The following is a 12,591-nucleotide window of genomic DNA, read 5'->3' as shown; positions in this document are numbered from 1 at the left end:
ATCCGCTGGCCGCCGTGCAGGGCGCGCGGCGCATCGTGGTGGGCGGAGGCAACACCTTCGCGTTGCTGGGCCACCTGCGCCGCCAGGGCCTGCTGCCCGCGATCGCCGCCCGGGTGCGCGCCGGCGATGCGTCGTACCTGGGGTGGAGCGCGGGCTCCAACATCGCCTGCCCCACCATCCGCACCACCAACGACATGCCCATCACCGATCCCGGCGGGCTGGAGGCGATGGGCCTGGTGCCGTGGCAGATCAACGCGCACTACACCGAGGCCCACCCGCCCGGCCACCGCGGCGAGACGCGGCAGGAGCGCCTGCAGGAGTTCTGCGCGCTCAACCCCGGCACCCCGGTGCTGGGCCTGCCCGAAGGCACGGGCGTGCGGGTGCGGGGCGATGCGCGCACCCTGGTGGGCGACGTGCCCGCCCGGCTGTTCCATGGCGCGGCCACGCCCCGGCTGCTGAATGCGGGACCGTTGCCGGCCGACCTCTGAACCAGCGGCGGCGTTTGCGCCGGGCGCCAAACCGGTGCGCCAAGTGGAGGGCTAGAAGACCTGGTGCGTGGTGCGCTCGCGGCCGATGTAGCTGTTTTGCGCAGTGAAGCGCGCCTGTATCGCCGGATCAGCCCATTGGCCGGGCTCGATGACCAGGCCCAGACCTCTCAGCTGATCGACGTGAAGCCTGAGGCCCTGCAGGCGAGAGACTGTGGCTTCGACCTCGTCGTCGCTCAGTTGGTTGTCCAGCATCGCGTACAGTTCATCGTCCACCAGATCATCGATCATGGCCGCCATCGTGGTATCGATCACGGGGGGCAGCGCCGTTCCAAAGAACGGCAGGCCACTGCGCGGCCGGATATCGGATGGCCTGCGCAGGTCCTTGCCGAAGCACTGATCGTTGTCGATGCCCGTGACCTTGACATCACCGTTCGGTCCGACGTCGATGAAGTAGTTGTTGTCATGGCGATCGACCTGGCCCGTCAGGTGGTCCAGCAACTGCAGCTTGGTGACCTCCGCGAAGACCGCCGGATTTTTGAACCAGTCGGCATCGGCGTTGCTCGCCTGCTTGCCGGGTGCGCGCTCCATGAGTAGGCCGAGATCGGGGTCCAACGGGCCCCGTCCGGTGTCGATCAGTGCCAACCGGGTGTCCGCGATCACATCAAGGCCGAGCTTCTTCGCGCAGGACAGGGTCGCGATGTTGCGGATGGCCACTTGCGGATCGTCCATGGGAATGCCGGAAGCACTGCCCACCCAGCCTTTTTCCGTTGCCTTCAGCGGCTTGAACACACTGTCTTGCGCAACGCCATCGGTGTTCTGGACCTTGAGCGCGAAGACGGAAGCGAAGCTGCCCGACGTGAGGTGCTTGGGCTTTTCCAGCACCTGCGCGTCCGTGTAGGCCAACCGAGTGTCGGGCGTGATCTTCAGGTTCAGCTGCCGGTAGAGATGATCGGCCGGGTCTGCCAGCTGGCCCAGGACCTCCAGCAGCAATTCACGGTCTTCCTTCAAGACGTTCTGGCCCAAGGTGCCATCCTCGACCGCCATGCGGATCCTGTCCACCGCAACGCGGGCATCGAGCTGACCGGCTTTGGCCACCGCCATCGCATCGGCACGCACCCGCGCCACGAACGCCTCTCTGCGCCGGCCCTCCATGGGCTTTGGTGGCCCATTCAGGCGCGCGCGCCATTTGTCGGCCATCGTGACGGGGGTTTCTCGGCCCGCTCGTTCCTTCAGCCGCTTCATCGCCCGGCCGCCATGGGACAAGGCCAAATGCAAAAGCTGGTTGCGTTCGGTTTTTTTCTTGCTGCCGCGCCTGCTCGAACAGCGCACCCAATGTGGAACGGGGCACGGGGCGGGTGGCTGGCTCTGGCTGGATCTCGCTGCTGGAATGCCTCGAATGGATGGCGGGCGAGGACGGCGCCGTGACAAAAGGCGTCAGGGAAGGCGACACGGAAGGCGATGCCGCACCGGCCGGGTCAGCGGCTGCGGGCGGTTTTTCAGCCGGGGCCTTGGGCAACGCACTGCGCAAGGGCGAAAGTTGCCCGGCCAGCCCCGAGGGCCGCGTGGGCGCGCTGCTCACCAATCCAGCAGGTCCCTGCAGCGCACCGCGGGAAGGCGAAGCGGGCGTGGAGGGCACGGCGTCGAGGTCGACGCGCGGCGCGCCGGGGCTGGAACCCCGGGTGATACGGAACGGGCTTTCTGGCAAGGCGACTCTCTCTGCCACCCCAAATCACAGGATGGCACCCGGAAGTGTGCGGGTGAGCCCGCGCTGAAGGCCGCCGGGTTGCGAAGCCCCGGCACAGGGGGCGAAGCGGGCCACTACGCCGGCGCCAGCCCACGTCCTGCACGACACCTCTCACCAGCTGCTTTGCAGGCCCGCGGCATAGAACGGCACCCACTGGCGCTCGCGCCCGATGTAGCTGTTGTGCTCGGTCAGCAGTTCCTTCACGCCGGGCTCTCCCCAATGTCCAGGGTCGATCACCCGGCCGATCTCGCGCAGCTGGGCAATGTGCGCCTTGACGCCCTGGTGGCGCTGTATCGCCGCGCTGATTTCAGCCTCGTTCAACTTGTCTTCGAGCATCGAACGGATATCGCCCTCCGTGAGCGCCTGGATCGAACGCTCCATGTCGGTATCCACGATTGGAGGCAGCCCCACACCCCGGAACCGGGCTTGGGCGGTGCCATCCGCCCCGGGCCGGATATCAGCGGGATCGGTGAGCTTTTGGCCAAAGCACTGGTCGTTGTCGATCCCTGTGACCTTGACCCGCCCGTCCGGCCCGATATCGATGAAATAGTTTTCATGGTAGCGGTCGGTTTGCCCCGTGAGGTGGTCGAGCAGTTGGAGCTTGGTCACCTCCGCACACACGTCCGCGCGGTCCAGCGTCTGCACGTCGGTGTACAAGGCTGGCTTGCCGGGGGCACGCTCCATGACCAACCCCAACTGGAGGTTGGAAACCGAAGGGGCTTGCCGGGTGTCGATCAACGCCACTTGCGTGTCCACGATCACGTCCATACCGAGTTTTCTGGCATAGGCAAGCGTCGCGATGTTGCGCATCGCGGTCTGCGGATCGCTCTCTGGAATGCCGGTGCCTGCGGTCGTCGGATTGTTCTTCTCCGTGGCCTTGAGGGGCTTGAAGATGCCATCGAACACCGAGCCGTCCAGCTTCGCGAGACGGACCCCGAACACGGTGTGAAAGCTCCCTGATCTGAAAGCCCTGGGTGGTTCCAGGACCTGGACGTTGGTGAAGGCGGGCGACGTCTCGGGCGTGACCTTCAGGTTGATTTTTTGGTAGAGGCGGTGGATGGACAACTGGTCCAGCGCGGCCAGCAGCGCCTGCCGGTCCGTAGGCAGGATGCCTTGGCCCAGCATGCCCTCCTCTATGGCGGCGCCCAGCGCGTCGGCGGCCAACGAGGGCTCCATCGCGCCGGCCTTGGCAATCGCCATCACGTCCGCGCGCACCAATGCAGCGAATGCCGCATCGCTGTGCACATCCAAGGCTTCGGGTGCGCCTTTGAGTTGTGCATTCAATCGCTCGGCCAGCGTGGCCGGGTGCTGCCTGGCCGCGCGTTCCTTCAAAAGCTTCAGGGTTCCACCACCGCTTGGCAGGGCCGATTCGAGCAACCGCATCCGGCCGGCTCTGTCTGGCGTGTGCAGGCCGGGTGGCGATCGTCTGGTGCTTGCTGGCGAAGGGCCCGTCAGTGGGCGGGGTGCCGAATTGCGCACAGGCGAAAGCGGCCCTGCCGCGGCCTGATGCCGCCGAGGTGCCAGGCCCGGTCCCAAGGGCCCCTCCAGTGCGCGGGACGAAGAGGCAACCGGCCTGGCTGGCAAGGTGCCGGGCTCGATGCGCGACGGGCCGGGGTTTTGGCTCCGGGTGACCCGAAACGGACTGTCTGGCAAGGCAACTCCCTCCGCCGTTCAAAACGCACGGCACCGGGCAGTGTGTCGGCCAACGGCACTCGCGATCCAGCCTGTGGCGAAACGGCAGCCCGGCAGCCGAAGGAAGGCGGCGCCCAGCGACTAAGTCATCGGCCCCTGCGGATTCGACCCACCCGCCAATGCCCGGCCAGCGATCACCGCCTCAAGCTCCTGAAGCACGGCCGCTCTCATGCCGCCGGCCGGGTTCCACGGCGTCTCGGCCGCGTTCTGCCCTGCGGCCACCCAGCGCCAACCCGCGTGATCAAAACGGCTCGCCGCCACGTGCAGCCGCATGCCCGGCGGTATCTTGCCGGCCGATTCGGCACGTTGCAGGTGCGACAGCAAGGCAGCGGCCCAGTCGAACATTTCAGTGATGTGCGCGCGGGCGGGCTCGGGCTCCAGGTAGGCCCCACCCCAGGGAAGCTTGATGAAAAGCGCCAACCCCTGGCCGACCAGGTAGAAATGCACCGCCCAGCTGTTGGTGCCATGGCCGTCGAAACCCACCACGGCGTAGTCCGCCACATCGGGTTGCGTTTCGACTTCATCCAGGAAGTGATGGAAATCGTAAGGGGACGAGGCCACGGGACGTGTGGCGAACCATGCCCGCCCCTGGACCTGCAATGCGCTCGCCAGCGCTGCCGGTACGGGAGGAAACGGCAGTCCTTCATCAGCAAAGAGGGTCAGGGCTGAGGGCGCGCCGGTATCGCGTTCAGTTTCGTTGGCAGAGAGGTTCATGTGGGTCGTTCAATGTCTATGGTTGGCTGGCAACCCAGGCAAGTTCGCGATCGCGGCCCAGGTAGCTGTTTTCCGGGGTGAAGAGTTCCTGGATGTCGGATCGGCCCCATTCGTGCGGCGCGATGACGCGCCCCGCCTCGCGCAATTCGACCATGTGCTGCCTGACGCCTCGGTACCGCTGGATGGCGGCATCGACCTCGGCATCGTTCAGCTTGTCTTCCAGGATCGAAACAATGCCTTCCTCCGTGAGTGCAAGGACTGCGCTTTCCATGTCCGTGTCCACCACAGGGGGGAGCGCCGTGCCGCGGAGCCCCAGGCGCGACGGATCGATCGCGACGCCTTTCGGGTCGGTCCGCGGCGCTTTGGCGCCGGCTGGATCAGTCAGTGCTGCGCCGAAGCTGGTGTCGTTATCGATGCCCATGACCTTGGCCCGGCCATCGGAGCCGAGCTCGACAAAATAGTTTTTGTCGTAGCGATCCGCCTCCCCGGTCAGATGGTCAAGCAACTGGAGCTTCGTCACTTCCGCGCACACGGAGCCCTCCTTGAACACTTCCGCATCGACCTCTTCAGCCGATTCACCACGGGCGCGTTCCATGATCAGCCCCAAGGCAGGGTTGAACGGGTCATCTCCGATGTCGATCAACGCCACGCGCGTGTCGGTGACCACGTGAAAACCGATCATCTTCGCGTAGGCGACGGTTGCGAGGTTGCGCATCGCCGTCTGCGGATCTTCTCTCGATATGCCCGCCAGTCTGGCAGCCGCACTCCACTCCTCCACGTCGGGCACCTCGGAGTTCAGCGGCTTGAAAACGGCATCCAGTTCAGAGCCATCGGTGTCCTCAAGCTTGACTGCGTAAACCTTGCTGATTCGCCCCTCCCCCAGCTCCACAGGCGCCTCCAGCACCTGCGCGTTGGTGAACGCGGGCATGGTGTCGTCCGTCATTTTCAGGTTCAGCCGCGTGTACAAACGGTCGATGGCCAAGTCGTCCAGCACTTGCGTCAGCAATTCAAGATCGCTCTTCAAAATACCTTGGCCGAGTATCCCCTCATCTAAAGCCTCGGCCATCTTGTCGACCGCCACCAAAGGATCGACCCCACCAGCCATGGCCATGGCCCACAGGTCGTCACGCACCAGCGCCTCGAACGCCGTTTTCCGGGGGCCTTCCATCGGCCTGGGGGTTCCATGGCGGATCAGAAGCAACCTGTCGGCCAAAGTGGCCGGGTGCTCTCTGGCCGCGCGCGCCTTCAATCGTTTCATGGTCTGACCGCCATCCGGCAATGCCGAGTGCACCCATTGCGCCAGCGCAGCACGGCGGGCCTGTTTGGCTTGCCGGGCCTGCTCCGCCTTCTCGGCTTTTTCTTCTCGCAGGGCCTCGTCCAGCAGTTGGCGCAGCGTCTGGCGTCGTACCGGCTGAGAAGGCGAGGTCTCGTGCGTCGGCGAGGTATGGCCGTCGGAGACATGGGGCTGGATCTCTGTCTGCGAGCGGCCGATGACCGGTTGGCGGTTCAGTGCGGACGGTGGCAACGGACTGCGCACGGGGGAAGACTGCTCACCAGCGCCGTGCAATCGCTTTGGCGCGCCCATGAGACCTTCAGGCCCCTTCAGCGCCACCGGAGTATGCGGCGTACGCGCGGAAGGCACGCCGCCAGACTCGACGCGCGGCGCATTGGGCACGGAACTGCGAGCGGTCCGAAACAGGTGATCCAGCAAAACGACTCTCTCTCTGCCGTCAAAGGGAACGGTGCAAATGAGTGTGCCGGCCAAGGGCCCCGGACGAACTCGCTGCAGCGAAGCGGGAGGTCGGCACGCGAAATGTCATGACCTTCCGCCGCAGAGCCCCGTGGCTCAAACGCCTGCCACTCGTTGAAGATCGCGTGCCAGGTAGCTGTTCTGCGGAGTCATGAGCGCCTGGACCTGCGGCGTCTCCCAATCTTTCGGATCGATGACCCAGTTCTGCGCCCGCAACTGAACGATGTGCGCTTTCAAGCCTCGGTACCGCTGAAGCGCGGCGGCAATTTCCGCGGTGTTCAATTTGTTGCCGAGCATGGAATGGATGTCGTCCTCCGTCATCGCCTCAATAGCGCGCTCCATGTCGGTATCCACCACGGGAGGCAGCCCGACTCCCTGCAAGAACCTGTGCTGCGAGTCATCGGCGTACCGGGCACCGGCGGGATCGGTCAACTTCTCGCCAAAGCACTGGTCGTTGTCGATGCCCATGACCGTGGGCCGATCGTCCGCGTCGATATGGATGAAGTAATTGAAACCATGGCGGTCCCCCTCCCCCGTCAGGTGGTCGAGCAGCTGGAGCTTGGTCACTTCCGCGCGAACATCTGCCCGGGCCAAAACGCTCGCAGGCGTGCGCTCGGCCGGTTCGCCCGGGGCCAGCTCCATGAGCAGGCCCACGGAGGGATCAAACGGTTTTTTATCGACGTCGATCAGTGCCACGCGGGTATCCGGAATCACATGAAACCCGAGCTTCCTGGCGTAATCGACGGTGGCGAGATTGCGCATCACGGTCTGCGGGTCATATCTCGGAATGCCGGTCGCCCAACCGGCATAAGACCAATCCTCCCTCGGAATCGGCTTGAAGAGGGCATTCAGCACCGCGCCGTCGGTTTCCTTGAGCTTGACTTCATAGACGTGGGTGAATTCTCCAGCGCCGAACGGTTTAGGCACTTGCAGAAGGTCTGCGTCGGTAAAGGCAGGCTTGGTGTCGTCTGTCATTGCCAGATTCCACCGCCGGTAGAGACCTTCCAAGGACAGGTCACCCAATATTTCCAGCAAAAGCGCTCGATCCCTTTTGAGGATGCCTTGGCCGAAGATGCCTTCGCCGAGCGCCTCGGTCAATTGGTCGACCGCAGCCCTGGGTGCAATCTGGCCAGTGGATGCCAGCGCCCGCAGATCAGCGCGCACCAACGTTTCGAAAGCCGACCTGCGCTGGTCCTTCATGGTTTTGGGCATTCCGGTCTGGATCGAATGCCATATCTGGGCCGCCGTCTTCGGGTGCTTTCTGACTGTGCGCTCCTTGAGCCGTTTCATGGCCTGCCCCCCGTCGGGCAGCGCCGAATGCACCAGTTGCTCCAGTGCGGCACGCCGTTGCTGACGGTCTTGCTCGGCCTTTTCGGCTTGATCAATTTTTTCCTGCCGAAGCTCCTGCTTCAAAAGTTCGCCCAGTCTCGGACGGCCAACCTTCTGCGATGGCGGAGCCGCATCCGGCCCTTGCGATGGATTGGCGCCAGAAGACAACTCTTGAATCTCACTTTGCAGTCGAATGCTGGGCTGCCTGTTCAGGGCGGGCAACGGGCTGCGAAGGGGTGAGAGTTGCTCCAACGATCCTTGGGGCCGTTTGGGCGCATGCCGGAGTCCCGCAGGACTTTCCGAAGCGAGGGGCGAAGGCGTCTCAGGAGGCTTCGGTACATCGGCGGAGGTGCGGGGCTTATTGTGTATAAGGCCTCGGGCAAGCCGGGAAGCGATATTCGACAACATGGCTTTCTTTCTGCCGCCAGAATGGTTCGGCCCGAGCGACTATGCCGAACAACAACACGGGCCTGCACACTGCTGCGAAGCCCGCGGCCGAAAGGCGAAAAAACGAAGAGCGATTGGCAATGAGCCACTCGCAATTCGATGGCCATGCGTTGGCGATCAATGCCTCACCAGGTGGTGATCAACAGCGCATGGTCACGCTCGCGCCCCACGTAGCTGTTTTGGCTGTTCAGGAGTTGCTGCACGCTCGCATCGCCCCACTCGGCCGGATCGATCACGCGGTTGGTGGAACGCAGTTGCGCAATATGCTGCTTGACGCCTTCGTGCCGCTGGACCGCCGCGTCGATCTCGGCCTCACTCAACTTGTCTCCCAGCATCGAACGGATGTCGGTTTCAGTGAGCGCGCCAATCGATCGCTCCATTTCGGTATCCACCACCGGAGGCAGCCCCGTCCCGCGGAACCCTTTACGCGAGGGATCATTCCGGATTCTTTCGATTCCGGCCGGGTCCGTCATTTTGTGTCCGAAGCATTGATCGTTATCGATCCCCGTCACCTTGGCACGACCGTCCGGTTCGATGTTGATGAAATAGTTGCCGGCATGGCGATCGCCTTGCCCCGTGAGGTGATCCAGCAACTGCAGCTTGGTCACTTCCGCGCATACGTTCGCTTGCCTGAAAAGTTTTGGATCAGTGTCGGCGGCCGACTTGCCGCGGGCCCGCTCCATCACCATACCCCGTTGACGGCCTTGTCCGGTATCGATCAACGCGACGCGGGTATCGGCCACCACGCGCATGCCGAGCTTTCTCACATAGGCAACCGTGGCCACGTTGCGCATTGCGATCTGTGGATCGTCAGGCGGAATACCGGTTTCCATGGCCACCCATCCACGCTCCTCCGTGCGGAGCGGCTTGAAAATGGCGTCGATCGGAACGCCATCCGGGCCCGTCAGCTTGACCGAAAACACCGTGTTGAACTTTCCCGATCCCAGCTTCTCGGGTTTTTCAAGAACCTGGTCGTCGGTAAAGGTCAGCCGCGTATAGGGAGTGATTTTCAGGTTCAGCTCATCGTATCGGCAGTTGACGGCCCATCCTTCAAGCACTTCCAACAGCATCTGCCGGTCTTGCTCCAGGATGGAAGGGCCTGCGGTGCCATTTTTCAACGCGTTGATCATCTCGTCGATCGCGCGTGAGTTTTCGATATTGCCAGCCTCGCCAAGCGCCACGACGTCCGCCCAAATCAGATCCTCGAACGCCTCTTTGCGTTTCCCCTCCATGGGTTTGGGCTTTCCATTCAAGATGGCGTGCCATCGCTGGTCCATCGTGGACGGATGCATCCTGGCCGCGCGGTCCTTCAACCGCTTCAGTGCGCCACCGGCATTGAACAGTGCCAATCGCGCCTGCTCGGCCTCCTCCCGGCGCTCCTGAGCCAGCAATTGCCCCAGTGTCGTTCGGGGCACACGCGCGGATCGCTGGGTGCCTGCAGCGCGCTGCAGGGGATCAGACTCGCCACGGACGCCGGCGTGTGGCGGAACGAAGGCCGTATGGCGTACCACCGCAGGCAGAGGCAACGCCGATGCTGCGGCAGACGCCTTGGTGCTTGCCTGCGCCTTGCCTAACAGCGACTGTGGCAACGGGCTGCGCACGGGAGAGCCATGCTCTTGGGCGCCCGGTGGGCGCCTGGCAGCGCTGCGCAGTCCGGCTGGTGCATCCAGCACTGACGGAGAGGGCGATGCCGACCGGGATGGCTCCACGTCGGTGTGCATGCGCTGCGATCCCAGGCCGGGGTTTCGATCTATCCGAAATGAGTTCTCCGGCAACATGGCTCTCTTTCTGCCGCCAAGACCTGCCGGCATCTCAGAGCATCCGATATCTGCGCGCGCGCCAACCCATCATGGCGAAGCACTGGGCAAACCAGCGAAAAATGCAGGCCGTCCTTCTAGACTTTGAAGGAATAGCACGCCCGGACCACTCGCCCCTCACAGCGCCGGAAACCCATCCCCCGCCGCGCCTGACGGCGCGGTCAGCCCATGCGAGGATGTCCGCACCCGCACCACCACCGCGCCATCAAACTCAGGCCAGCGCGCGCTGATGATGATCTTCTGCACGTCGCTCGTGCCTTCGTAGATCTGGCACACGCGCACATCGCGGTAGATGCGTTCCACGGGAAAGTCGTTCACCACGCCGTAGCCGCCCAGCGTCTGGATCGCCGCGCTGCACACGCGCTCGGCAATCTCGCTGGCGAAGAGCTTGGCCATGGCGGCCTCTTTCAAGCACGGCCGGCCGGCATCGCGCAGCGCCGCCGCGTGCCAGATGAGCTGGCGCGCCGCCTCGATCTGCGTGGCGCAGTCGGCCAGCCGAAATCCCACCGCCTGGTGGTTGAAGATGGGCGTGCCGAAGCTCTCGCGCTCCTTCGAATACGCCAGCGCGGCCTCGAACGCGCTGCGTGCCATGCCCACGCTCTGCGCGGCGATGCCGATGCGCCCACCCTCCAGCGCGCCGAGCGCGATCTTGTAGCCCTCGCCCTCCGCACCGATCAGGTTCTCGGCCGGCACGCGGCATTGGTCGAACTGGATCTGTGCCGTGTCGCTGCTGTGCTGGCCAAGCTTGTCCTCCAGCCGCGCGACGGTGTAGCCCTGCGAGTCGGTGGGCACCAGGAAGGCGCTCATGCCCTTCTTGCCCGCGCCCTTGTCGGTGACCGCGATGACGATGGCCACGTGGCCGTTCTTGCCGCTGGTGATGAACTGCTTGACGCCGTTGATCACGTAGCCGTCGCCGTCCTTCACCGCCGTCGTGCGCAGGGCCGATGCGTCCGAGCCCACGTGCGGCTCGGTCAGGCAGAACGCGCCCAGCATCCGGCCCTGCGCCAGCGGCGCGAGCCAGGCCTTCTTCTGCGCGGCGTTGCCGTAGCGCATGAGGATGGCGTTCACCGGGCAGTTGGTCACGCTGATGGCCGTGCTGGTGCCACCGTCGCCAGCCGCGATCTCCTCCAGCACCAGGGCCAGCGTCAGGTAGTCGAGCCCCGCGCCGCCGTCCTCTTCAGGCACGCAGATGCCGTAGGCGCCCAGTGCGGCCAGGCCCTGGTGGGCCTCGCGGGGAAAGTGGTGCTCGCGGTCCCAGCGGGCCGCGTGCGGCCAAAGCTCGCGCTGGGCGAAGTCGCGCACCGCGTCGCGGATCATTTCCTGGTCTTGGTTCAACAGCATGCTTTTTGTCTCCGTCGTCGAAAGAAATGGCTCTGAAGGGGCCTTGAAAATTCGTTTGCCGAACCCGGCGCGTCCGCCTCGCGGTGCCGGCCAGCGCCGGCTACACCGGCGTGCCGTGCATGCGCAGGCCGCGGCGGCGCGACCAATGCTCCACCACGCGCCGCCCATAGCGCACTCCGGGCTTTTCGATGCAGAACCACGAGAACGCCGCCATGGCCAGCGTCAGCGCGAGCGACACCGCGATGCACACCGCCAGGCTCCAGCCGCGCCTGAGGCTGATTTCCGTCACGGCCTGCTGGATCGGAAAGGCGTAGATGTAGACGCCATAGGACAGGTCCTCGCGCAGCCAGCCGCCCGAGCGGCCACCGCCCACGTGCGCGACCCAGAAGACGCCGGCCGCCACCAGGGCCCACACGCCGATCTGCACGCTCCACACCTGCGGCGTGAACCACGCCAAGGCGCCGCCCAGCACGGCCACCACCAGCAGCCACGGGCCGCTGCGCACGCGGTAGGCCGCGAAGGTGCAGCCGAGCAGGAACGCCACGCCGAACCCGGACACCTCCGCCCAGTGGAACAGGTGGAAGAGCGCCGTGAGCCACCGCGGCCCGGCATCGACCCAGGCATCCCAGCCGGCCACCCGCGCCCACTGCCAGGACACCGCCATGAGCAGCGCAGCCACGGGATACACCCAGCGCCGCCGCGTCCATCCCGCCACGCCCGCCATCGACAGCAGCAGGTACATCAACAGCTCGTAGCGGATCGTCCATAGCGAGCCGTTCACCGACCGGGCGAAAGGGTTGTTCTCAAACACACCTGGAAGCACCTGCATGACGGCCAGCCCCACGGCGTTGTTGAGGAAATGGATCCACGTGCGGGCATCGGACCAGTACTGCGCCGTCGGCAGCTGCGTCATGGCCCAGCCCAGCACGAACACCGAGAACGCGGTCGCCACCACCAGCCCGGGAAAGATGCGCGCCACGCGCTTAGCCCAGAACACGCCGATGTCCGGCTCGCGCTCCCAGCTCTGGCACACGAGGTAACCGCTGATGAAGAAAAAGCAGTACACCGCCAGCGAGCCGAGGCTGTGTCCGGAGAAGGGCACGGGCATGCTCAAGCGGTAGAGGAATTCGCCATGGGACAGCAGCACGGCGATCGCCGCCGCCAGGCGCAGCAGGTTGAAGTGGTTCGCGCCATGCGCGGTCGGCGCGATCACCGCCGCCCCGCGCGGGCGTCCAGCGCTGCGGCGCTCACCAGTGCGCGGCCCGGCGG

General features: G+C 65.0%; 8 protein-coding genes and 1 pseudogene. 1 reads left to right on the top strand and 8 read right to left on the bottom strand.

What is annotated here, in order from left to right; all coding sequences use genetic code 11:
* On the top strand, window positions 1-488 hold a 488-nt coding region (pepE, locus tag AC27IO_RS14220; RefSeq protein WP_498739301.1), incomplete at its 5' end, for a dipeptidase PepE.
* A gap of 51 nt (window positions 489-539) precedes the next feature.
* Here pepE and AC27IO_RS14215 read toward each other — a convergent pair.
* From AC27IO_RS14215 to AC27IO_RS14180, 8 genes and pseudogenes are all read right to left on the bottom strand, one after another.
* Window positions 540-1,730, bottom strand: coding sequence for a hypothetical protein (locus AC27IO_RS14215; RefSeq protein WP_498739299.1), 1,191 nt, complete (start codon window positions 1,728-1,730; stop codon window positions 540-542).
* 613 nt (window positions 1,731-2,343) lie between these two features.
* Window positions 2,344-3,768 carry a hypothetical protein gene (locus AC27IO_RS14210; RefSeq protein WP_498739297.1) on the bottom strand — a complete coding sequence of 475 codons (1,425 nt, stop codon included), beginning with the start codon at window positions 3,766-3,768 and terminating at the stop codon, window positions 2,344-2,346.
* Window positions 3,769-4,005: 237 nt separating this feature from the next.
* Window positions 4,006-4,638: a hypothetical protein gene (locus AC27IO_RS14205; protein ID WP_498739295.1), complete on the bottom strand. Its 633-nt coding sequence runs from the start codon at window positions 4,636-4,638 to the stop codon at window positions 4,006-4,008.
* Window positions 4,639-4,654: 16 nt separating this feature from the next.
* Window positions 4,655-6,349 (bottom strand): hypothetical protein, encoded by a 1,695-nt coding sequence (locus AC27IO_RS14200; RefSeq protein WP_498739293.1) that lies wholly within the window; start codon window positions 6,347-6,349, stop codon window positions 4,655-4,657.
* A gap of 135 nt (window positions 6,350-6,484) precedes the next feature.
* Window positions 6,485-7,939, bottom strand: a complete 1,455-nt coding sequence (locus tag AC27IO_RS14195; protein ID WP_498739291.1) for a hypothetical protein — start codon at window positions 7,937-7,939, stop codon at window positions 6,485-6,487.
* A 350-nt stretch (window positions 7,940-8,289) separates the two neighbouring features.
* A complete protein-coding gene (locus AC27IO_RS14190) occupies window positions 8,290-9,765 on the bottom strand; it encodes a hypothetical protein (protein WP_498739289.1) in 1,476 nt (491 codons plus the stop codon).
* Window positions 9,766-10,209: 444 nt separating this feature from the next.
* Window positions 10,210-11,322: pseudogene (locus AC27IO_RS14185) on the bottom strand (acyl-CoA dehydrogenase family protein); the annotation flags it as partial.
* Window positions 11,323-11,422: 100 nt separating this feature from the next.
* A partial coding sequence (locus AC27IO_RS14180) for an acyltransferase family protein (protein ID WP_498739288.1) occupies window positions 11,423-12,591 on the bottom strand: 1,169 nt, incomplete at its 5' end.

Source organism: Acidovorax sp. KNOB132, from assembly GCF_057541515.1.
Note: the sequence above shows the minus strand (reverse complement) of the source record. Positions and strands in the feature narration are given on the sequence as shown.